We start from the raw sequence: 22,256 nt of genomic DNA on the forward strand, positions 1-22,256 counted from the left end.
AGTCTACACGAATGACCGACCGGTCAGCCAGTGCCTTTTTGCCCCCGCAACCCCTGGAGCACGAGCAGGATGACGAGCAGAGCACCGATGGCCTCGAGGCCCAACGAGGGGAAGAAGATCAGCACCCCGCCCAGCGCGAGGCCGAGCCTTGCCCAGGCCTTGAGGGGAACGACCAAAAAGCCCTCCAAAGCCCCCACGAAGGCCGCCAGCGCGAGCAGCGAGAGCACCACATCCTTGCCCACCAAAGCCGCGCCGCCCTCGAGCATCACCCCGCTGCGGTAGACCATCAGCAAGGGGATCAAATACAGTCCCTTGGCGAACTTCCAGGCCATGAAGCCGGTCTTCATGGGATCGGCCCCGGCCATCCCCGAGGCTGCGTAGGCAGCGAGCGCCACCGGAGGGGTGACGTTGGAGTCCTGACTGAGCCAAAACACGACCAGGTGCGCCACGATCAGGGGAATGCCCAGGTCCTGGAGCGCGGGACCAGCAAGGATGACCAGGACGATGTAGGAGGCGGTGACGGGTAACCCCATGCCCAGCACCAGGCTGGCCAGAGCGACCAGAACCAGGGCCAGGAAGATGTAGCCTCCCGAAGCCGAGATGACGAGTCCGGAGAACTTGAGCCCCACCCCGGTGAGCCCGACCACCCCCACCACGATGCCGGCGGCCGCCGTGGCCACCGAGACCGGCAGCGCCGATTTGGCGCCGTGAATGAGCGCCTCGATCAGCGCCGAAAGCCCGAGCGGTGAATAGGGCGAGAGCGTGCTCACGAAAATGCCACCGATCAGGGCGTAAAACTGAATCAAGCTGATTCCCTGCCGGCTTTGCACGCCCACGTAGAGGAGGAAGCCGAGCATCAGGAGGTGGTAGGCGTAGTGGAGGGCCCGGGGCCAAAAGGGGCCCGGCTTGGCCCGCAGGTTCGCGGCGATGACCACGGAAAGCACGCCGATGAACCCCACCTTCATCGCCGAGACGCCCTTGACCAGGTAATAGACCAGAATCGCCAGCGGGAGCAAATAGTGCCACCCCTCAAGGAGCACCGTACCGAGGCGCGGGAGCTGGTCCCGGGGCAGGCCCTTCATGCCCCGCTTGGCCGCGATGCCGTCGACGAAGAGGTAAACGGTGAGGAAGTACAGGATGGCGGGGATGATCGAGAGCTTGACGATCTCGAGGTAGGGCACTCCGGTGTACTCGGCGATCAGGAACGCCCCGGCGCCCATGATGGGGGGCATGATCTGGCCCCCGGTGCTGGCCGCCGCTTCAACGCCCGCCGCCTCTTCCGGCCGGTAGCCGAGGCGCCGCATCAGGGGAATGGTGAAGGCGCCGGTGGTCACCACGTTGGCGATGGCCGAGCCGGAGAGGCTGCCCATAAACGCCGAGCTCACCACGCTGGCCTTGGCCGGGCCACCCCGGCTGCGCCCAGCGAGGGCATAGGCCAGATCGATGAAAAACTTGCCGGCGCCGGTGGCCTCGAGCAATGCCCCAAAGAGGATGAAGATGAACACGAAGGTCGAGGCCACCCCCAGCGGAAGCCCGAAGATCCCCTCGGTGGTGAGGTAGAGCTGGGTGGCGAGACGCTCAAGCCCGTAGCCCTTATGGGCGAAAACGCCCGGCATGTACGGCCCCAAAAACGCGTAGGCGATGAAAAAGGCGGCGATGATGGTCATCGGCCAGCCGATGGTGCGGCGCGTGGCCTCGAGCACCAGCAACGTGGTCACCACGCCCATCCACACGTCGCTCGGCTCCCACCAGCCAAAGCGATCCATGATCTGGTCGTACTGGGTGTAGATGTAGGCGACGAAGGCGAAGGTGGCGAGGAGCAAAAGGCCATCGACGAGCCAGCGAAGGCCCGGCGAGGCCCGCTTGGAAACGGGCACGGTCAGGAAAAGGATGGCGAGGACGAAGCCGAGGTGAATCGACCGCTGAAAGATCGCGGTCATCGGGGCATAGCCCGCCGTATACACCTGAAAGGCCACCAGCCCCAGCGCCAGGGCAGCGGTGAGGGTGGAAATCACGGCCGATCGCTTCATAGGCACGGATCCTTCGCGGGGAAAAGGGTGAGAAGCCAGGGGCGGGCCTCGAGCGACCAGGTCAGGCGACGGTGGGGAAAACAGGCCGAGAGATCATAGCCCCGCCCCCGAACCCAAAGGGTGTGGTGAATCTCCGGACGGCCAATCCGCAGCTTCAAATCGTCCGCCGGCTCGTGAATATCGACGATGGCCACGGCATGGTTGGCTTCGGCGACGATGCGCCCGCGCCCCTCGACCTCCCCCAGCCCGGCGGCGAACCAGGGGTTGTGGGTCTCCTCGAGGTCAATGCCCCCGTCTTCAACCGCGAACACGTCGCGAACCACGATCCCGGAGACCGAATGGCGCCAGCTCAGCTCGAAACGCTGGCCTTCGCCCGCCGGAAACCAAAGCACCGGGCGCCCGTCGACCCGGACCGAAACCCCCTCGCGCGGCCAGAGAAGGAGGCCCGTTCCCAAAAGCACGAGGATGAGAACGGGCCACCGCATCGTGACTTATCGAACGATCACTGCCGGCCGGCGAGTTTGCCCAAAGCCAAACCAACCTCGAGCCATCGGGCGCTCACTTCTTGGGGCGCAGACTGTCCGGAATCTGGTAGCCCGCTTCCTCGAAGTAGCGAATCGCCCCCGGATGCAAGGGGATGAGCGTCGCCTGGAGCACGTAATCGGGGCTGATGGTCTTGGCCGCCGGATGAATCTTCGCCAGGTCCTCGGTGTGCTCGAAGAGGGCTTTCGTCAGCTGGTAGACGAGTTCGGGATCGGCGTCCGCCTTCACAAAGAGGACGTTTGGCGTGCCCACCGTCAGGCAGTCCTCGGTCTGGCCGTTATAGGTGCCGGCGGGAATGGTGAAGGGCTTGTAGTAGGCGTGGGCCGCGGAAACCTTCTTCTGTTCCTCGGGCGTCATGCAGACCAGGACCATCTTCCGGGTGGTGGCGAGATCAATCAGGGAGCCCGGCCCGAGCCCCACCGACCAGGCGCCCACGTCGATGGTGCCGTCTTTGAGCGCCGAGACCTGCTCGGCGAACGAGAGCCGGAACTCCTTGAAGGCCTTGCCCGGTTCGTAGCCAAGCGTCTTGAGAATGGCCCGGGTCATCACCGCGGTGCCCGAGCCCGGCGAGCCGGTGGAGACCCGCTTGCCCCGGATGTCGGCGATGCGGCGGATGCCGGTCTCGGCCACGGTCACGAACTGCCAAGCGTTCGGGTACATGGCCCCGATGGCGAGGATCGGCTGCGGCCGGCCCTTGAACTTCCCCGACCCCTCAAAAGCCTGGACCACGACCCCGCTGGTTCCGAGCGCCACCTGAGCCTCGCCGGAGACCACGAGCCGGACGTTCTCCACCGAAGCGCCGGTGACCTCGGCGCTGGCTTCCACCCCAGGGACGTACTTGCTCCACACCTCGGCCATGCCGCCGCCGAGGGGGTAATAAACACCGCCCGTACCCCCGGTGGCGATCGAGATGCGGTTCACCTGCGCCATCGAAAGCCCGAGCAGGAGCATAAAGGCGATGAAGGCATACGACCGTCTCTTCATAATCCACACACCTCCCTCTGTGCCTCAGGCTCCATCGTAGGGTGTCGAATGCAACTTTGTCAAAGCCCTTGGATGAAAATCCGTAACACAGCGCTTATGCTGGGAGCATGCTGGATTTTTACCACCTCAGCGAGCTCCTGACCGAGGAGGAGCGGCAGATTCAGGCCGCCGCCAGGCGTTTCCTCGAGGCCGAGGCCCTTCCCCACATCCGAGAATGGTGGGAAGCGGGGACCTTCCCCCAGCACTTGGTCAAAGCCTTCGGCGCCATGGGGTTTTTGGGCGCCAACCTCCCGGAGGACTACGGCGCGGCCGGCGTCTCCAACGTGGCCTACGGTCTGATCATGTACGAACTCGAACGCATCGACTCCGGCCTCAGGAGCTTTGCCAGCGTCCAGGGGGCGCTGGTCATGTACCCGATCTTCGCCTACGGCTCAGAAGAGCAAAAAAAGCGCTTCCTGCCGGAACTGGCGGCAGGAAACATGATCGGCGCCTTCGGACTGACCGAGCCGGACGGGGGCTCGGACCCCTCGGGCAACATGAAGACCCGCGCGGTCAAGAAGGGCGACCACTACATCCTGAATGGCACCAAGATGTGGATCACCAACGGTACCATCGCCGACATTGCCATCGTGTGGGCCAAGGACGAGGACGGCGAGGTGCGGGGGTTCATCGTGCCCACGGACACGCCGGGATTTTCTGCCCCTGAAGTGAAGCACAAGATGAGCCTCCGGGCGAGCGTGACCAGCGAGCTGGTCCTCGAGGACGTCCGAGTTCCCGCCGAGCTCATGCTGCCCAAGGCCAAGGGGCTCAAAGCCCCCCTCGCCTGCCTCACCCAGGCCCGTTACGGCATCGCCTGGGGGGTGCTCGGGGCCCTTGAAGCCGTCTACGAGGAAGCCCGGACCTTCGCCGAAAGCCGCACCACCTTTGGCAAACCCCTGGCCGCGCGCCAGCTGGTCCAGGAAAAACTGGTCTGGATGGTGGCCGAGCACACCAAAGGCCTCCTGCTCGCCTGGCGGCTTGGCCGCCTGAAGGACGCCGGCCAGCTGCACCATGCCCAGGTGTCTTTAGCCAAACGCGACAACACCTACGCAGCGCTCCAGGCTGCGCGCATGGCCCGCGACATCCTCGGCGCGAGCGGCATCACCCTCGAATACCATGCCATCCGCCACATGCTCAACCTGGAAACGGTCTACACCTACGAGGGCACCCACGATATCCACACCCTGATCCTGGGGCGGACGCTCACCGGCCACAACGCTCTGGTCTAAGTTCGCCACCGCAGGTGCCCAGGAAAACGCGAACGATCGCCAATCGTGCATCGAGTCCGCCCGCGCTCACCTGGCGTCCCGGACAAACCTCCCAAGCGGCGGACGTTCCAGCGAATCTAAAAAGACGCGCACCGCCTCGGGATCCAGCGCGCGGCCGGACTCGCGCTGAAGTTCACGGATCGCACGCTCAAGCGGCCAGGCCGCCTTGTACGGCCGGTCGCTCACCAGGGCATCAAACACGTCGACCACGGCGAAAAGGCGGGCCTCGAGGGGAATGGCCCGCCCGGCGAGTCCTTCCGGATAGCCCCCGCCGTCCCAGCGCTCGTGATGCAACCGGACCACGTTGATCGCAATCTCGGGGAGAAAATCGAGCGAGCGGAGCATATTCGCCGCCAGCGTCGGGTGATCCCGCATCACCGTTCGCTCCCCATCCTCCAAGGCGCCGGGCTTGAGCAAGATGGCATCGCCCACCGCCAGCTTGCCGATGTCGTGCAGGTAGGCCCCCCAGCGCAAGGCCTGGAGGCGATCGCCGCGAAAACCAAAACACCGTCCCAGGGCTTCAACCATGGCCACCACCCGCTCCGAGTGGCCCTGGGTTTCCAGGTCGCGGTAGACCAAAAAGCTTCCGAACGCCCTGAGCATGGACTCTCGGGTCCGGTTCAGCTCGGCAAGAGAAGAAAGCCGCTCGAGGACCTTTTCCAGCCGACGCGAAGCGATTCCGAAGACCTCCAAAGAGCGGGGAGTCAGGCGCCCCCTCCGCCGGGAGACGAGTTCGAGCACCCCGTAGGTCACACCCTGCAAGCGGAGGGGCACTGCGGCGACCTGGACGATCCCCAGCGACACGAACGCCGGCAGCGCCGCGGGCCACCCCGGGTAGTCGAAAAGGCCCAGCGGCTTCCCGCGCGCCGCGGCCAGTCCCACCGCCCCCTCCCCCAGCGCCGGGTGGTTGCGGTCGTAGGCCTCGAGCATGGCCTCGGTTAGCCGCCCGGCGGAGAGCACCGGGGTGAGGTGTCCGTCCTCGAGGCGGGTGAAAACCGCGGCATCCATGCGAGTCACCGTGAGCAGGAACTCGAGGGTCGCCGTGATCACCCGTTCGGGGCTGGTTTCGGTTTCGATCGAATCGCCAAACTCGAGGAGTTGACGGTAGGCCCGGCCCCGGTCGAAGGCCCGGCTCCAAAAGTCGCCGTACCCCGGGCCGGGGCCCAACCCCGCGGGAAACGCCCACGCCTCGGCACCGGCGACGGGTACTGCCATCACCACGCCAAAGACGCGCAACGGGTCGCGGTCGATCACGAACGCGGTGAGCGTGTACGCCCGGCCCCTCCAGCCAAAAGACGTTTCTAGCGACGCCTGCCACCCCGCCCCCAGCGCTTCAAGGAGCAAGGTTTCAAGGGGAGAAGCCGAAAGGCGCTCCGTTTCCATCCAGTCGCGGAAAACGTCGTTCACCGAAAGAAAATCCACGCCCGAATCCGTCACCTCGGCCAGGAAATGACCGATGGGCACCCTAAAGGCGTGGTTTGGCATAGACCACCCTACCACGCCCCGGCCCAAAAGCCGTGTCGAAAAGCCCGTGGCGGCTCGCTTAGTCTGTAGGTATGCTGCTGGTGTTCTCCGGGGATCCCTATCTGGCCCGAATCGAGGCGAGCAAGGAGGCCCGTTTCCAAAACCTGCCTCCACGCCTGCTGCCCCCCAGCGAGGAAAACCTCCGGGGACTGCTTTCGCCCGGGCTCTTCGAGACATCCCAGGGCATCCTCGATTTTTCGGCCTTGAGCGACGAAGACTGGCAAAGGGCCAAGGCCTACCTCGAGGCCGTCCCCGAGGATCGGAACGTTTTAATCTACGACCCCAAGCCGACGTCAGGGCGCACCCGCTGGTACAAACGCCGCGCCGAAGTCCGCCAGTTCCCCACCCCGCGCTTCCGCGAACGGGTGATCTTCGTTCAAAACCTCTTCAAGGCCCATGGCATCAAAGCCCCAGCCGCCCTGGCCCACCTCCTCGCGGAAAGCAACGCCGACACCGAGGGCCTGGTCCGGGAGGTGGAAAAGCTCGCCCTCCTCGAGGGCCCCCTGACGCCGGAACGGGTCAAGGCCCTCCTCGGTGCACCGCCAGCATCGAGCGCCTTTGACCTGATGGAAAAGCTCGAACGTGGTGAGCTCGGCGAGGCCCTGGCGCTGGCCGACGAGCTCATGCGGCAGGGCGAAAACCCCTTACGCATCCTGGGGGCGCTGGCCTGGCACTACGCCAAACTCACCGAGCTCGCTCTCTTGCACGAGGAAAACCCGAGACTCTCCGTGGAAGAGGCGGCGCGCGCCCTCGGCGTCGCGCCTTTTTCTGCTCGAAAGCTCGTGAAAAGCCTCCGCCGCACGCCGCCCGAAGCACTCGAAGAAGCGCTCGCCGCCCTGCTCACCGCCGAGCTTCGGGCCAAAACCGGAAGCGATCCCAGGCTCGCCCTCGAGGCGGCGCTGGTGAAGCTTGGGAGAAAATCGAGCACCCCTGCGCCATAAACGGCCGTCGGCACCGGTATAATCGGACGATGCTCAAAGAAGACGTCGCAGCGAAAGTCCTTCAACGTGCCCGCGCCCTCGGCGCCGACTTCGCCGAGATCTACGTGGAGCGGGTCAGAAAACGTAACCTCCGGCTCTTGAACGGGGACCTCAAGGAAGCGAGCAGCGGGCTCGACCTCGGTGCCGGGGTCCGGCTCTTTTTCGGAACCCAGGTCGTCTACGCCTACACCAACGACCTCGAGGAAACCAGCCTGCTCGAGGTCACCGAGACCCTGGCCCGGCTCAAAGGGGAAAAGGGAAAGGTCGACGCGGAAGGGGCCGGCGGACTCGACTTCAGAAAAACGCGCTCCCAGGGCGTACACCGACCCCAGCGCCCCCTCGAGACCCAGGACAAACGACAACGCATCGAGCGCCTGCTCGAGGCCGACGCGGCGGCCAGGATCGATCCGGCCATCCGGAGCGTGGAAACACGCTGGGCCGAGTCAACGCAAGAGGTCTGGATCGCAAACAGCGAGGGGCTTTGGGTGAACGATGCGCGGGTCCGGTCTCGCTATTTCGTGCTCGCCATCGCCCAGGATGGCGACGAGGTGCAAAGCGGGGTCTCTGCCCCCGGGAAGAGCGTGGGGCTCGAACTCTTCGACCTCTACCCACCGAGCCAAGCCGGGCGGGAGGCGGCCGAACAAGCCCTCACCCTTCTCAAAGCCCGGCCAGCCCCCAGCGGACCGATGCCGGTGGTCATCGGCAATCGGTTCGGCGGGGTCATCTTCCACGAGGCCCTCGGGCATCTGCTGGAAACCACTTCGGTGGCCCGTAAAACGAGCGTGCTGGCCGACAAGCTCGGCGAGGTCATCGCCAGTCCCGTGGTCACCTACATCGACGACGGCACCCTCCCCCACGGCTGGGGATCTTCTGAGTACGACGACGAAGGTCACCCCACCGAGCGCACCGTCCTCATCGAGCGAGGCGTGCTGAAGAGCTACATGGTGGACCGCTGGGGCGAGCGCGTCACCGGGTACCGCCGCACCGGCTCGGCCAGACGCCAGGATTACACCTTCGCCCCCACCAGCCGCATGCGCAACACCTTCATCGCCCCGGGGGACGAACCGCCCGAAGCGCTGATCCGCCAGGTCGACTACGGGCTCTACGCCAAAGCCATGGGGGGTGGGCAGGTCAAGCCCGGCTCCGGCGAGTACAACTTCTCGGTCCGGGAAGGGTACCTGATCAAAAACGGTCGAATCGAGGCGCCGGTGAGGAACGCGATGCTGGTTGGCAAAGGACCGGAGACGATCCGTCGCGTGGTGGCGGTGGCCAACGACTGGGAAAACGCCCCCGGGATGTGCGGTTCTCTCTCGGGTATGGTCCCGGTCGAGGTCGGGCAGCCCCACGTGCTGGTCGAAGAGATCGTGGTCGGAGGCCAGGGATGACCTTTGAAGCCGCTCAAACGTACCTCCAGGAAAAGGCCAAGTCGCTCGGGGTCGAGATCGAGATCCTCGCCGAGCGGCGCAAAACGCTCGCCTTTAAGGCCCGACAACACCAGATCGAGGAGGCCACCATCTCGCTCCAGGGGGGTCTTGGCGTCCGGGTTGTGGTCGCGGGGCGGGTGGGCTACGCCTACACCGAGGCCCTCGACGAAGCCGCCCTCGAGTGGGTCCTCGACGAAGCCATCGAGAACGCCCGGCTGGCCAGGGACGACTCGGGCTCGCTGCCCCGGGGCCGGCCGCTCGGATCCCACGACCTGCTCGGCGAAGGCCTCTCGGCTCCGGTCGAGGAAAAGCGGGCCCTGGCCCTGGCGCTCGAGGACGGCATACGGAAGGACCCGCGGGTCGATCGCGTTGGCGGGGCCAGTTACAGCGAGGCGGAGGTGGAGCACCGTCTGGTCTCCTCAGCCGGAGCCAGGGGCGACTACCGAAGCGGGACCGCCAGCCTCGGCGTCAGCGCGGTGATGCGAGACGGCGAAAGCCTCAAGCAAGGGATCGAGGTCGTCTTCGCCCAGGACGCGTTCGCCCTGGACCCGGCGAGCACGGCGCAAAGCTTCCTGGAAAAAACCGGGCGCCTGCTCGGCGCCAAACCCTTGCCCACGGGAACCTACCGCGCCTACCTCGAGCCACGCGCCCTGGCGCAACTGCTGAGCTTTTTCTGGTCAATGTGGAGCGCAAAAGCGGTCCTCGAGGGCAAGAGCCCCCTCAAAAACAAGCTCGGCCAGCGCATCGCCTCGCCCCTTTTGACCCTCCTCGACGACCCGGCCCACCCCCAGGGCCTCGACAACGCGCCCTTCGACGACGAGGGCGTTCCCGCCGAGAAAACCACCCTCGTCGAAGCCGGCGTGCTGCGGTCGTTCCTGCACAACAGCAAGACGGCCCGAAAACTCGGCCACGAAAACACGGCCAACGGACGCCGTTCGTATAAGAGCGTGGTGGGCGTGATGCCCTTCAACCTCGTCATCGTCCCGGGGCAGGGGGTGGCGATCGAGTCCGGGGTCGTGGTTACCGAGCTCATGGGCGTGCACGCGGGGGCCAACCCCATCACCGGAGACTTCGCGGTGCAGGGCCTCGGGCTGCTGGTCAAAGACGGTGAACCCACGCCAGTGGAAAACTTCGTGCTCGCCGGCAACTTCCTGGACCTTCTCCAGAACATCTCCGCCATTGGCGACCAGCTCTGGTTGAGCAAGATGGGATTTGGCATCGGCGTCCCGCTCGTCGCGGTCGAGGAGGTGCACTTTGCCGGCGCTTGACCCCATCGTCGATGCCCACCTCGACCTGGCCTACGGCGCCCTGGCGCACGGCTGGGATTTGACCCTTCCCCTTGAGACCCTCCGCCAGCGGGTCCAGGGCCCCTACCGGCCCACCGTGACCCTCCCGGCGCTCCGGGATGCCGGTGTGGCGGTGGCCTTCGCCACCATCTTCGTGGATCCCGAGCGCTACCCGGGCCACGAGGAAGCCAAGCAGGCTGCCCTGGCCCAGATCGAACGTTACCGCCGCTGGGAGGCTGCCGGCCATGTCCGCATCATCGAAAACGCTGCCATGCTCCGGGCCCACCTCGAGGCCTGGTCCCGCGACAAAACCCCGGGGCTGGTCTTGCTCATGGAAGGCGCCGAACCCATCGGGTCCCCCGATGAGCTCCCGGAGTGGAAGCGCCGCGGGGTCCGCATCGTCGGCCTCGCCTGGCGAACCACCCGCTACGCCGGGGGGACCGGCGGCGAGGAAGGGCTCTTGCCTCTCGGCCGGGATCTCCTCGCCGCCATGGCCAGCGAGGGCGTGGCCCTCGATCTTTCCCACCTCTCGGAAGCCGCCTTTTTCGAAGCCCTCGAACATTTCCCCGGCCCGGTGGCGGTCAGTCACGCCAACCCCCGGGCCCTGGCCTGGTCGCCGGAATCCCCCGTACCAGCCAACCGCTTCCTGAGCGACGCCGAGCTCCGCGCCCTCAAAGGACGCCAAGGCGTCGTCGGCGTGGTCCTCTATAACCGTTTCCTCGAGTCCACCTGGACGCCGGAAAAACCCCGCCCTTCACTCGCACGCGTCGTCCGCCACGCCCACTTCATCGCCGAGCAGCTGGGCTGGGGATCGGTGGGCATTGGATCGGACTTCGACGGGGGATTCGGCGCCGACGCCACCCCCGAGGGGATCGAAAGCCCGCTCGACCTGCGGAAACTCAGCGCCCTCTTGCCCGAAGAACACGCCGCGGGCGTCCTCGGGTCCAACTGGCTCCGCTGGCTTGGAAGCTGGCTTTAAAGCCGGTGGGGGGTCCGGCATCGCCAGCCCCCCACCAGCCAAACGCGACGGAGTCAGCCCCGTTCCTTGCTCTCCATCTTGCTCTTGATCTTTTTGAGGCGGAAGTTGTCCTCCCGCTCCCGCTGCTCGAGGACCTGACGGATATAACGCACCTGGTCGTCGAGGCGGGGAATGACCACCTGCTCGAGCGCGTTCACCCGGCGCGTGGTCTTTTTGATCTCCTCGCCGATCCGTCGCAGGCGGGTCTCGGTGTTGGCGACGTCGACCAGGGCCTCGGCGAAGTCGCGGAACGCGCGCTGAGCGGCAAGCGTCTGCCCGCCGGTCCCGATGGGGCTGGCTGCCACCTTTTCCGGCCAGCCGACCTGGAATTTGGGGACCTTGGTCCCCCAAACGTTCTCGACCGCGGCCTCGACATCGCGAACCACGGGCACGCCGAGGGACAGTGCCTCGACCTCACCCGGGCCATCGAAGGCCTTGGCCAAAAACAGCGAGAAGTAGGCCTCCTTGGCCGCCTCAGAGAGCCGCTCGCGCGCCTTCAAGGTGTCGCCCACGAGCTGGAAGAACTCGGCGATCAGCGCATCGCGCTTTTTCTTCAGGAGGTCGGCACCCTTCTCCGCCAGCTTTTTCTGATTCCGCTTTTGGAGCAGGGTCATCCGGGTGGGGCTGATCTGTTCCATGGTTAGACGCTCCCCTCCTCAGCGTGCCGACCCTTAGGCCTCGCCGGCGGCAACCGCGAACTCCTCGAGGCTGAACTTTCCGTAGTACTTCTCGATGAGGTTCTTGGAAATACGGCTGAGCGCCGACTGGGGCAGGATCGAGAGCAAGGCCCAGGCCAGGTTCAACGACTCGTCGATGCTGCGGTTGGCGTCGCCCTGGTTGAGGAAGTACTTCTCGAAGGCGTCGGCGAACTCAAGGTAACGCCGGTCGGTCTCGGTCAAGGCATCCTCACCGATGATGGCCACCAGCTGACGGATGTCGACGCCATTGGCGTAGGCGGCGTAGAGCTGGTCGGCGACCTGTTTGTGGTCCTCCCGGGTCTTGCCCTCACCGATACCGTTGTTCATCAACCGGGAGAGCGAAGGAAGCGGGTCGATCGGTGGGTAGATGCCCTTACGGTGCAGCTCACGCGAGAGCTGGATCTGACCCTCGGTGATGTAGCCGGTGAGGTCGGGGATGGGGTGGGTCCGGTCGTCGTCGGGCATGGTGAGGATGGGGAACTGGGTCACCGAACCCTCCTTGCCAACCACCACCCCGGCGCGTTCGTAGATCGTGGCCAGGTCGGTGTACATGTAGCCCGGGTACCCCCGGCGCCCCGGCACCTCCTCGCGTGCGGCCGAGATCTCGCGCAACGCCTCGCAGTAGTTGGTCATGTCGGTGAGGATGACCAGCACGTGGTAGCCATGCTCGAAGGCCAGGTACTCGGCCACGGTGAGCGCCATACGCGGGGTCAGGATTCGCTCGATGGTCGGGTCGTCGGCCTTGTTGAGGAAGATGACGCTGCGCGAAAGCGCCCCGGTGCGCTCGAACTCACTGACGAAGAACGAGAGCTCGCGCTGGGTAATACCCATGGCGGCGAAGACCACCGCGAACTGCACGTCCTCACCCGGCACCGTGGCCTGCCGGGCCACCTGGGCCGCGAGCTCGTTGGCGGGCAGACCGGAGCCGGTGAAGATGGGCAGCTTCTGTCCGCGCACCAGGGTGTTCATCACGTCGATGGCCGAGATGCCGGTCTGGATGAACTCCTCGGGCTTGCGCCGGGCCACGGGGTTGATCGGTTGACCAATGATGGGCAGGCGCTTTTCCGGCGTCACCGGCGGGAGCCCGTCGATGGGCTTGCCGATGCCGTTGAAGCGGCGCCCGAGCATATCCTTTGAAACCCCGAGGCGGGCCACGTCCTCGACCAGGCTCACGCGGCTGGTGGCCAGGTCGAGACCCGTGGTCTCCTCGAACACCTGAATCACCGCGAACTCCTCGCTCACTTCGATGACCTGGCCCCCGCGCCGGTTGCCCTCGCCGTCGACGATCTCGACGATGGCCCCGTACGCCAGGTCACGGGCGTTCTGCACGAAGAGCAAGGGGCCGGAGATGTACGTGACCGAGGTGTATTCCTTTTTGAGAAGGTCCATTTTCCCTCCTTATGCCGGCTGCTTGAAGGCGGTGGCGATCTCCTCGAGGACGCTCTCCAGATACCCCTCGAACTCGCCTTCGGGAACGTAGCGCGCCCGGGAAATCTTTTCCATGACCGGGTGGGCGATGACCTCTTCAACCGGCACGCCGGCCTCGATGGCCGCGCCAGCCGCCTTGTAGAGCTCCAGGATCATGCGCATCATGCCGTAGGCCTTCTTCAAAGAGCAGTAGGCGTCGACCTCGTCGAAGGCGTTCTGCTGCAAGAAGCCTTCGCGGATGAGGCGGCCCACTTCGATCACCAGACGCTCGGCATCCTGGAGCGCATCGGGGCCGACGAGCTGCACCACCTCTTGTAAGCTGGCTTCCTTTTGCAGCAGCTCAGAGATGGCGCTCCGCTTTTCCGGGTAGTCCTCGGCCACCTGGGTGCGGTACCAGCGATCGAGAGCGCCGGCAAAGAGCGAGTAGGAGCCGTTCCAATTGATGGCCGGGAAGTGACGGCGGTACGCGAGCGAGGCGTCGAGACGCCAGAACGCGCCCACGATCCGCAGCGTGGACTGGGTGACCGGCTCCGACATGTCGCCACCCGGGGGGCTCACCGCGCCGACGATGCTCACCGCGCCCTGCTCGCCAGAAAGGCTAATGGCGCGTCCGGCGCGTTCGTAGAAGGCGGCGAGGCGGGCGGCGAGGTACGGCGGGTACCCCTCTTCGGCGGGCATTTCCTCAAGGCGGGAGCTGATTTCACGCAGCGCCTCGGCCCAACGCGAGGTGGAGTCGGCCATCAACGCCACCGCGTAGCCCTGGTCGCGGAAGTACTCGGCGATGGTCACCCCCACGTAGATGCTGGCCTCGCGCGCCGCCACCGGCATGTTGGAGGTGTTGGCGATGAGGATGGTCCGGTGCATCAGGGGGCCGCCGGTCTTGGGGTCCTCGAGCTCGGGGAACTCGACCAGCACGTCGGTCATCTCGTTCCCCCGCTCGCCGCACCCCACGTAGACCACGATGTCGGCGTTCGACCACTTGGCCAGCGATTGCTGGGTCACGGTCTTGCCCGACCCGAACGGTCCCGGGATCGCCGCCGTGCCCCCCATGGCCAGGGGGAAGAGCACGTCCAAAATCCGCATGCCGGTAAGGAAGGGCTCGTCCGGATCCAGAACCTGCTTCACCGGCCTCGCCTTACGCACCGGCCAGGTGTGGTACATCTTGAGCTCGGTGCCGTCCTCGAGGACCACCACCGTTTCCTCAACGGTGTACTCGCCCTCGGGTTTCACCTCTTTGACGCGCCCCTCAACGCCCGGCGGCACCAGGATCTTGTGGGTGAACTGGAACTCGGGCACGGTACCGATCACGTCGCCGCCGCTGATCTCGTCCCCGGGCTTCACCGTTGGCGTCCAGGCCCACTTTTTCTCCCGGTCAAGCGCCGGAACGAAGATCCCGCGGGCGATGAACTCCCCGGCCATGCCCTGGATCTTGTCCAGGGGGCGCTGAATACCGTCGTAGATCGAGTTGAGCATGCCGGGTCCGAGCTCGACCGAGAGTGGAATCCCCATGCTCACCACCGGCTCGCCAACCTGCAAGCCGGAGGTATCCTCGTAAACCTGAACGAACGCCGTGTCCCCATCGAGGCGGATGATCTCACCGAGGAGCCCTTCCTTGCCCACCTTGACGATGTCGAACATGCGGGCCCCGTGCATGCCCCCCGCGATCACCGCCGGACCGGCGATTTTTTGAATCACACCTTCCAGCATCGTTCCTCCCATCCTAGAGCTTGACCTCGTACCCGATGGTCGACTTCACCAAACGCCGCATGTAGCCCTTCACGTCCTCGCCCTCTTCCCCGAAAGCAAAGGCGAGCGATGGAAAGGGCAGTACGACGGGCAGATCGCGCCCGCGCATCTCACGCGCCACGTGCACGGCGGGATCCGGGATCAAGCCCTCGTCGACCGCGAGCAGTGCCAGCGAATCGTCGGCGACCAGTTGCTTAAGGAGTGTCTCCGCCTCCTCGCGCCCGTTGGCCACATAGACCTCAAGCCCGGCCAAGCGAAAGCCCGAAGCGCTCTCCGAGTCCGTGAGCACCGCGATCTTCACGCGCAGGTCACCTCCTTCTCAAAAGGCTCGGCGGGAAGCGCGTAGTAGGCCCGGCGGGCGAGAAGGCGAATCCGGGCACCCTCCCACTCCTTTCGCCGCACGTACTCAAGGGCCAGGCCCGGCCCCATGACATCGAGCGCGCCGCGCCCCGCCCTTTCCAAGAGAAGGCAGCGCGCCGCACGCTCCAGGTCGCTCAGCGCCCGCGCCCCGGCGAGCGCGGCGAGCGGCGTCGAGCCCAGTTCATCGACGGCCTCGACCTCGCCGGCAGCGATCCGGCCAAAGAGCGTGGCCGTGACGTACTGCCCGCCGGGAATGAAATAGCGCTCGGGCGAATCGGCCTCGCCGAGGCTCGCGAGCTTGAAGGCGGTGGCCAGGTTGGTGACCTCGAGCTCGGTTTGGAAGTAAGCGGCGAACGCGCCCTCAAAGGCCCGCGCCCGCCGGACCAGATCCGCGAGGAAGAGGCGATCGAGCAGCATTTCCACCTCGATCGCATCCGAGCTCGTTCGCGCCGCCTCCCTCAACGCCTTGGCCACCGGATGCCCGGGCAGAACCAGGACCTGGGCCATCGCCGCCGCATCCGGGGCCTCGATCAGGGGCTGGAGCAGGCTTTCAGGCAGGCTCCCGCCAACCAGCTGGGCTTGGACCTCCTCGGAGCTGCGGCCGGTGGCCTTGGCCCTGAGGATCGATTTAATGTTGGCCAGGTCGGCCCGCATGAAAAGAAGGGTCATGGCCTCCCGGGCCTCACCCGAAGCCAGGGTCCGCAGGTCGGCGACCCGCTCGGCGAAATGGCCGGCGACCGCACGGTCAACGTCGGGGAGATTTTCCCCGGCGAGGTGCGCCCCGTACGGGCTCTCGGCCAAAAGGCGCAGGAAGTCCGAGAAATCGACCCGGAGGCCCTCCTTGAAAAAGGATTCGGGGAGGAACTCACCGCGTCGCGCTCGGATCCGCGCATTGAGGTAGCCAAAGTCGTCGGCCACCGCTACCCCCAAAGGATCTCAGACACCCGCGAGGAAAGGGTATCCCAGGTCCGCTCCAGTCGGCCAGGGAGCGTGTTTTCGACGTAGCTGGTTCCCTTTTCGGAATACACCCGAACACCAAGGCGAACCGCCTCTTCGGGCTTGAGCGTGACGCCCTTTTCCGAAGCCCAGGCCTCGAGGTGGGGCAGGTCGTCGGGCGAGAGAGCGACCGTCTTGGCGCCCGGAAGCGCGGCCAGGGCTTCCTCGGCCAACCGCCGCAAAACCTCTGGGTATTCGGGCTTTTTGGGCATGTCCAAGAGCGCGCGCTCCACCTCCACGCGAACGCGCTCGATCATCTCACCCTTAGCCTGCATCCGCGCGGTCGCCACCCGAAGCTCGGCTGCGCTCTCGGCCCTGGCCAGCTCGGCCTGGCGCTCGGCGGCGGCCCGGCGTTTGGCCTGCGCGACGATACGTTCGGCACGCTCCTCGGCCCCTTTCCGAATCGCCTCAACCTTTTGGTCGGCCTCCGCGAGGATCTTGTTGATCTCGCGGAGGACCTCTTCCTGGAGGATGTTCTCCAGCTTAGACACCATACACTCCTCTCGAGTGCCGCCGGTGGCGGCGCCCCGATTACATCCGGCCTAGGAGCAAGAACGCGAACAAGAAACCGAAGATGACCAGGGTCTCGGGCAGCAGCAGGAAGATGATCGCGGTACCGAACATCGAGGGCTTCTCAGCCACGGCCCCCACGGCAGCGGCGCCGATCCTCGACTGCGCAAACCCCGTACCCAGCGCGGAAAGACCGATGGCCAAGCCCACGCCGATCGCGACCAGACCGCTCCCGGTACCGCTACCCCCAGCATTCTCAGCCGCAAAAGCCAGTGCCCCTAGAACGAAAACCGCCAACAGCGTACCGATCTTTTTCATCTCAACAACCTCCTCATCACGCACCCGCGTCGTTGCGGACCGATCCAAATGGCCGGTAAGGCCGTCCCGACTCGTCGTAGAAGCCGAACTTGGTGAAGAACTCCACCCAAATCAAACGGATTGGCTGGAGCATGTGCCCGATGGTGGTTAACGCGAGCACCAGCCCGTGTACGGCCAGGCCCACGACGAGCCCCAAGAGTATGCCGATGAGCCCGAGCTTATCGGCGATAGCAAAACCAAGGTCGGTGGAGAGGTTGGCGAGGATCGCCCCCGTCACCCCCACCGCGTAAATACGGATGTAGCTCAGGATGTGGCCGCCCTGCGTGGGAAGCTCCGCCAGCATGAGCGGCATCCTGGACACAACCGCCGCCAGGAGGAAGATCCCAAAGCCTGCCCACATCAGGGCATTGAGCAAGAACACGTTGGCGCCGGTGAAGTAGACCACGGCGAGCACCGTCAGGCCCACCAGACCGCCAATGTAGCCGATGGCCTCCCAGAAATGCCGCATGTGACGGTGCTTGTACCCCAGCCAGGCCTTGATGCCAAGCCCGTAGACCACCAGCAGCAATCCAAACGTCACGCTGACGATGATCAGCATGCTGGCAGTGGCGACCAACGTCCTCGGGATGAGGATCTTAAAGAGCCCGGCCTCGCCCTCGCCCGGGATATAGAAGACCCCGAGGTGTTCGAGGAAGTTTCCGAAGAATTCGCCGTAGGCCAGGCCGAAGACGATGGTCCAAAAGACCATGGGCTTCATGATCTTGACCACGTCGGCCAAGATGGTCGGCGAGAGGGTCATGTCGAAGAGATCGATGACCAACGGTTCCTTGCGCTTGGCGTAACCGTCGAAAAAGCGCGCGAGCAGCCAAAAAAGCATGGCATAGCCCACGTCGCCGACGATCATCCCGAACCAGAGCGGGAAGAACGCGAAGACGACCCAGGTGGGGTCCCAGGTCCCGTATTTCGGGGTATTGAGGAACGAAACCAGCAGTTCGAAGGGGCGCACCACCGGCGGATTGTCCAGCGTCACCGGAACCCGGTCCGCCTCGTGATGCTCATCCACCGGCTCGAAGGCGTACACCACCCGCTCGCGCAAGCGATCGAGCGCCTCTTCGACCTTGGGCTTAGCCTTCACCGGCACCCAGCCGAAGAGCCCGAACGAGAAGCGGCCGCTCGCCAGCTCAGAAAGCGCTCTCAGTCGTGCCAGCTCGTCTTTGGCCCGCGTCCAGATCCCCCGGAGTCGCTCGCCGGATTCCCGCCCCAGCTTTACCAGGGTCTCCTCGATCGACTCGAGCTCGCTGGGCACCACGCGGGCACGTTCGCTCATCTTGAGCTTGGCCTGACGGAGGCTCAGCCCGGCATACGCCCCGGTGAGCTTGAGCTCGGCCAAGCCCAGCCGCCCCAGCGCGCTCAGGGCAACGTCGGCATCGCTGGCCAGCACGACGACGGCGGCGACGAACAAACGGTCCACCGCCTGCCAGACCAGGACGTAACGTTCGGGAAGCGCCTCAGTAAGCTGGGCCTCGAGCTCTTGGAGCTCTTCCTCCTTCTCAGCCACCAAAGGGATAACCCGCAGCCACCGGCTCTCATCGAGCCCCTGCACGAGGTCCGCGAGCACCTCCACGGGGCGGTGGTAGAGTCGGAGCAACTGCAACTCTTCGCGCAGACGATCGCGCTCGGCCACGAGAACGCTCGCCTTTTGCTCGATGGGCTCGAGCTGCGAAGCCACCTCGTCGAGGCTGCCACTCGCCGGCTTGGTGGGCTTGGGTGAAAGCCCCAAAAGCCGCAGCGTCTGCTCAGCGCCCACGACCACCTTGTCCCAGCCGCGCAGGAGCGCTTTTTCCTCGTCGGAGAGCGCGTACGACGCGAGTTCCCCAATGCGCAACGTGTCGAGGTGGACCACCCCGGCCCGCTGCAGCTCGGCGAGAAGCTCTTTCGCCAGACGCTTCGGCCCGGCCACAACGAGCTTCTCCATGGTCGCGATCACGGCAGGACCTCCTCGAGGGCGACGGCCACCGCGTCGGCAAGCTTCGCCTCCGCCCGCTCACGGATCTTCTTCGCCTCCGTGTCGGCGCGGGCCTCGGCCTCGAGTTGAATCCGCTCCACCTCCTTCTCCAACTCTGCGCGCGCCTGAACCAGGAGCTTCTCCGCCTCAGCCTCCCGGCTCGCGACCAGCTTGGCCGCCTCCTCCTCGGCTTGCTTCACCTTGGCCTGTGCCGTACGGCGAGCCTCCTCGAGCTTCTGCGCGAGCTCGCGCTCCCGCTCGGCAAGGCTCTTGATAAGTCCTAGGCCATGCATAGGCTCTCCTTCCTCAAAAACCCCCACAGGGCTCCTCACTCACTCGAAAAACGCGCGTCTGCGACGCGCCCCGGGCATAATACCGGCAGCGAACGCGAAGTGTCAACGCGCCGAGCGCGCCGGTCTTGGTCATTGGTCGCCCCCACACATGAGACCGCTGCCCAATTGGCCACTTTACAACAGCGCCGCGCCCGGCGTAGGGGCTTTCGCCCGTGTCCTCCCGTAGACTGAGGCCGTGACGGTGGAAGTCAGCAAACGTGGCGCCGCGCGGCTTTTTTCCGGACATCCCTGGATCTACCGAAGCGACGTGATTCGAGGCCCCCAAAAAGCGGGCCTCGTTGCCATAACCCACCGGGGTCGCTTCCTCGCCCATGGCCTCTACAACCCCAACTCGGAACTCACCTTGCGCGCTTTCAGCCGAAAAGCCGGCGAGGCCAAAGCGCGCCTGCTGGAAAACCTCGAGGCCGCCATCCAAAGGCGCGAGCCCCTTAAGGCGCATCGGGACAGCGGCGTCCGCCTGGTCCACGCCGAGGGCGACCAGCTGCCCGGGCTCGTCGTCGACCTCTACGGCGACTACGTGGTGATGCAGGTGAACGCGCTGGCGCTGGAGGCCCTCATCCCTGACCTGGTGCAGGCCCTCAACGAGCGACTCTCACCCAAAGGTATCCTTTTGCGGAACGACGCCCGGGGTCGCATCCTCGAAGGCCTCCCCACCTACGTACGCGTCGCCGCGGGGTCGGTCCCGGAAAAAATCTGGCTACACGAAGGGGCGGTCCAATACGCCTCGCTCCCCTACGAAGGGCAAAAGACCGGGGCCTTCCTCGACCAGCGAGACAACCGTCTCTACGCCGAAAGCCTCGCGGCCCGGAAAAAACCCCAGCGCGCCCTCGATGTCTTCTCGTATCACGGCCTCTTCGCCCTGCACATCAGCCAGCACGCCGACGAGGTCATCGCCGTCGACAGCTCGAGGCGCGCCCTCGATCAAGCCAAAGAGAACGCCCGCCAAAGCGGGATCTCGAATATCCGCTTTCTGGAGGCCAACGCCTTTGACCTCCTGAGAAGCCTTGAAAAGGCGCGCGAACGCTTCGACCTGATCGTGCTCGATCCCCCTTCGTTCGCCCGGAAAAAACATGACCTTCCGAAGGCCTTCCGCGCCTACAAGGAGATCAATCTGCGGGCCATGAAGCTCCTCCGGCCCGGCGGGCTGCTCTTGAGCGCCTCCTGCAGCCACCATCTCAGCGAAGCCCACTTCGAAGCGATGCTCAGGGAAGCCGCCGCCGACGTGGGCCGAAGCTTCCAGCTCCTCGCCAAACGATCGCAGAGTTGGGACCACCCCGTTCTCCTCAACGTGCCCGAAACCCACTACCTTAAGTTCGCAGCCCTCGAGGCCTTAACATGAAGGCGATGGAGGAAGAGACCTTAAGCCGCCTCATCGAGCTCGGCCAGCACCTGGTGTGGCGCATCGGCAAGGACGAGCGCGAGGAGGTGCTCGTCGTGCGGGTGGGATTTGCCTCGAAGGTCACCAAGTTCGCCCAGATGCCGAGGCTCCTCGCGTTGACCGACCGCGAAATCGAAACCCTTTCCAAGGCGGGAAAAATCCGCGTGGAATGGGTCGACTGATCGTAAAGGAACGCCATGCGTATCGAGGAAACGCTTCAATTCAAGATCGGCGCCTCGGACCTCGATGAAGCTCAGAAACTCCTCGCCACCCCCGAGGCAACCTTCGCCCACCTCCCCGGCCTGGAAGCCCTTCGTCGCGACGGCCAGATCCTCAAAGGGAAGCTTTGCGGGCACGCCGCCATCTTCGGGCGGATCTGCTTTCCCTTCGCCAGCCGTCTCGTCCTGGGGGAGGAGACGAAGCTCCTCGCGCTGCCCCTGGAGGAAAGCTTCTGGGCCGAACTCGCGGGGACAGGTCGGGCCCGGCCCGACGGCGTCATCTACCAGGTCAAGCTCACCCTCCACCTCGAACTCCCCCAAGGCGAGAAATGGGGCGGGCAGGCCTTCCGCCGCATGGCCGAGGCCGCGATGCAGCGAACGCTGAGGCGCGCCCTGGCCGCCATGGCTGAAAAGGGGGAGGTTGCGCTTTGATAAAGTAAAGCCGCAGGACGCATCTGGAGGTGGAGGTCATGGTAGAAGTACGTTTCCTCGGGCACGCGACCACGCTGATCACTGGTGGAAAGACCACGATCCTCATCGATCCGTTCCTGAGCGGAAACCCGCTGGCGGCGGCGAGCGCGGATGAGGTCTCCGCCGATCTCATCGTCGTCACCCACGCCCACGGCGATCACTGGGGTGACACGGTGCCAATTGCGAAGCGCACCGGTGCGCTCGTGGTCTCGACCTTTGAAATCGCCAGTCGCGCGAGCCAGGAAGGGGCGAACTCGTGGGCCATGAACATCGGCGGACGTTACGACTTTGACGGCGGCTGGCTCAAGTTCTACCCCGCCTGGCACTCCAGTTCGTTCCCCGACGGCAGCTACGGTGGCATGCCGATGGGCGTGGTCATCGAACTCGACGGCAAAAAGATCTACCATGCCGGTGACACCGCGCTCTTTTCCGACATGGCGCTGATCGGCGAAGCCGGCATCGACCTGGCCTTGCTCCCCATCGGCGACACCTTCACCATGGGCCCGGAAGACGCGCTTAAAGCGCTCGAACTCATCAAGCCCCAAAGAGTGGTCCCCATCCACTACAACACCTTCCCCCCGATCCGCCAAGACGGGGATGCCTTCGTCGCCAGGGCCTCGGCGCTGGGGTTTGACGGCGTCGCGCTGAAACCCGGCGAGTCGGTTCATCTATAAGTCAG

At 65.3% G+C, this 22,256-nt stretch carries 22 protein-coding genes; 9 read left to right on the top strand and 13 right to left on the bottom strand.

All coding sequences use genetic code 11. From position 1 onward, the window contains the following. Positions 1-23: 23 nt before the first annotated feature. From ACZ5BT_RS02115 to ACZ5BT_RS02125, 3 genes are all read right to left on the bottom strand, one after another. Positions 24-2,030 (bottom strand): TRAP transporter permease, encoded by a 2,007-nt coding sequence (locus ACZ5BT_RS02115; protein ID WP_464884982.1) that lies wholly within the window; start codon positions 2,028-2,030, stop codon positions 24-26. Then, positions 2,027-2,515: a DUF1850 domain-containing protein gene (locus ACZ5BT_RS02120; RefSeq protein ID WP_464884983.1), complete on the bottom strand. Its 489-nt coding sequence runs from the start codon at positions 2,513-2,515 to the stop codon at positions 2,027-2,029. The genes ACZ5BT_RS02115 and ACZ5BT_RS02120 overlap by 4 nt, the downstream gene beginning before the upstream one ends. Before the next feature lie 73 nt (positions 2,516-2,588). Further along, entirely contained in the window at positions 2,589-3,557 is a 969-nt protein-coding gene (locus ACZ5BT_RS02125; protein ID WP_464884984.1) for a TAXI family TRAP transporter solute-binding subunit, read from the bottom strand. 107 nt (positions 3,558-3,664) lie between these two features. Here ACZ5BT_RS02125 and ACZ5BT_RS02130 point away from each other — a divergent pair, with 107 nt between their 5' ends. Beyond that, complete coding sequence (locus ACZ5BT_RS02130) at positions 3,665-4,825, top strand: acyl-CoA dehydrogenase family protein (protein ID WP_464884985.1); 1,161 nt, start codon at positions 3,665-3,667, stop codon at positions 4,823-4,825. Positions 4,826-4,891: 66 nt separating this feature from the next. Here ACZ5BT_RS02130 and ACZ5BT_RS02135 read toward each other — a convergent pair whose 3' ends face one another. Next, positions 4,892-6,349 carry an HD domain-containing phosphohydrolase gene (locus tag ACZ5BT_RS02135; RefSeq protein WP_464884986.1) on the bottom strand — a complete coding sequence of 486 codons (1,458 nt, stop codon included), beginning with the start codon at positions 6,347-6,349 and terminating at the stop codon, positions 4,892-4,894. Between the two features lie 71 nt (positions 6,350-6,420). Here ACZ5BT_RS02135 and holA point away from each other — a divergent pair, with 71 nt between their 5' ends. From holA to ACZ5BT_RS02155, 4 genes are read left to right on the top strand one after another with little or no spacing between them, the layout of a single operon-like run. Next, on the top strand, positions 6,421-7,329 hold the full coding sequence (gene holA, locus ACZ5BT_RS02140) for a DNA polymerase III subunit delta (RefSeq protein WP_464884987.1): 909 nt from the start codon (positions 6,421-6,423) through the stop codon (positions 7,327-7,329). A 29-nt stretch (positions 7,330-7,358) separates the two neighbouring features. Beyond that, positions 7,359-8,753: a TldD/PmbA family protein gene (locus tag ACZ5BT_RS02145; RefSeq protein ID WP_464884988.1), complete on the top strand. Its 1,395-nt coding sequence runs from the start codon at positions 7,359-7,361 to the stop codon at positions 8,751-8,753. Further along, the gene (locus ACZ5BT_RS02150) at positions 8,750-10,060 is read left to right on the top strand and encodes a TldD/PmbA family protein (protein ID WP_464884989.1); all 1,311 of its coding nucleotides are present in this window, start codon (positions 8,750-8,752) and stop codon (positions 10,058-10,060) included. The genes ACZ5BT_RS02145 and ACZ5BT_RS02150 overlap by 4 nt, the downstream gene beginning before the upstream one ends. Next, positions 10,047-11,057, top strand: coding sequence for a dipeptidase (locus tag ACZ5BT_RS02155; RefSeq protein WP_464884990.1), 1,011 nt, complete (start codon positions 10,047-10,049; stop codon positions 11,055-11,057). The genes ACZ5BT_RS02150 and ACZ5BT_RS02155 overlap by 14 nt, the downstream gene beginning before the upstream one ends. Before the next feature lie 53 nt (positions 11,058-11,110). Here ACZ5BT_RS02155 and ACZ5BT_RS02160 read toward each other — a convergent pair whose 3' ends face one another. The 9 genes from ACZ5BT_RS02160 to ACZ5BT_RS02200 are packed head-to-tail and all read right to left on the bottom strand — an operon-like array spanning position 11,111 to position 19,450. After that, positions 11,111-11,734, bottom strand: coding sequence for a V-type ATP synthase subunit D (locus ACZ5BT_RS02160; protein ID WP_464884991.1), 624 nt, complete (start codon positions 11,732-11,734; stop codon positions 11,111-11,113). Between the two features lie 33 nt (positions 11,735-11,767). Continuing rightward, positions 11,768-13,183 carry a V-type ATP synthase subunit B gene (locus tag ACZ5BT_RS02165; protein ID WP_464884992.1) on the bottom strand — a complete coding sequence of 472 codons (1,416 nt, stop codon included), beginning with the start codon at positions 13,181-13,183 and terminating at the stop codon, positions 11,768-11,770. A gap of 9 nt (positions 13,184-13,192) precedes the next feature. Continuing rightward, positions 13,193-14,929 (bottom strand): V-type ATP synthase subunit A, encoded by a 1,737-nt coding sequence (locus tag ACZ5BT_RS02170; protein ID WP_464884993.1) that lies wholly within the window; start codon positions 14,927-14,929, stop codon positions 13,193-13,195. A gap of 13 nt (positions 14,930-14,942) precedes the next feature. Beyond that, on the bottom strand, positions 14,943-15,269 hold the full coding sequence (locus ACZ5BT_RS02175) for a V-type ATP synthase subunit F (protein WP_464884994.1): 327 nt from the start codon (positions 15,267-15,269) through the stop codon (positions 14,943-14,945). Then, positions 15,266-16,246, bottom strand: coding sequence for a V-type ATPase subunit (locus ACZ5BT_RS02180; protein WP_464884995.1), 981 nt, complete (start codon positions 16,244-16,246; stop codon positions 15,266-15,268). The genes ACZ5BT_RS02175 and ACZ5BT_RS02180 overlap by 4 nt, the downstream gene beginning before the upstream one ends. A gap of 2 nt (positions 16,247-16,248) precedes the next feature. Further along, positions 16,249-16,815, bottom strand: a complete 567-nt coding sequence (locus ACZ5BT_RS02185; protein ID WP_464885747.1) for a V-type ATP synthase subunit E — start codon at positions 16,813-16,815, stop codon at positions 16,249-16,251. Between the two features lie 40 nt (positions 16,816-16,855). Next, a complete protein-coding gene (locus ACZ5BT_RS02190; protein ID WP_464884996.1) occupies positions 16,856-17,152 on the bottom strand; it encodes a F0F1 ATP synthase subunit C in 297 nt (98 codons plus the stop codon). 16 nt (positions 17,153-17,168) lie between these two features. After that, positions 17,169-19,139: a V-type ATP synthase subunit I gene (locus ACZ5BT_RS02195; protein WP_464884997.1), complete on the bottom strand. Its 1,971-nt coding sequence runs from the start codon at positions 19,137-19,139 to the stop codon at positions 17,169-17,171. Next, entirely contained in the window at positions 19,136-19,450 is a 315-nt protein-coding gene (locus ACZ5BT_RS02200; RefSeq protein ID WP_464884998.1) for a V-type ATPase subunit subunit G family protein, read from the bottom strand. Before ACZ5BT_RS02200 ends, ACZ5BT_RS02195 begins: the two co-directional genes overlap by 4 nt. A gap of 235 nt (positions 19,451-19,685) precedes the next feature. Here ACZ5BT_RS02200 and ACZ5BT_RS02205 point away from each other — a divergent pair, with 235 nt between their 5' ends. The 4 genes from ACZ5BT_RS02205 to ACZ5BT_RS02220 are packed head-to-tail and all read left to right on the top strand — an operon-like array spanning position 19,686 to position 22,251. Beyond that, entirely contained in the window at positions 19,686-20,849 is a 1,164-nt protein-coding gene (locus tag ACZ5BT_RS02205; RefSeq protein WP_464884999.1) for a class I SAM-dependent rRNA methyltransferase, read from the top strand. After that, positions 20,846-21,070, top strand: a complete 225-nt coding sequence (locus ACZ5BT_RS02210) for a DUF3248 domain-containing protein (protein WP_464885000.1) — start codon at positions 20,846-20,848, stop codon at positions 21,068-21,070. Before ACZ5BT_RS02205 ends, ACZ5BT_RS02210 begins: the two co-directional genes overlap by 4 nt. 15 nt (positions 21,071-21,085) lie before the next feature. Next, entirely contained in the window at positions 21,086-21,538 is a 453-nt protein-coding gene (locus ACZ5BT_RS02215) for a DUF3809 family protein (RefSeq protein WP_464885001.1), read from the top strand. Positions 21,539-21,576: 38 nt separating this feature from the next. Further along, positions 21,577-22,251 (top strand): metal-dependent hydrolase, encoded by a 675-nt coding sequence (locus ACZ5BT_RS02220; protein ID WP_464885002.1) that lies wholly within the window; start codon positions 21,577-21,579, stop codon positions 22,249-22,251. Positions 22,252-22,256: the final 5 nt, after the last annotated feature.

The organism is Vulcanithermus mediatlanticus (assembly GCF_055385885.1).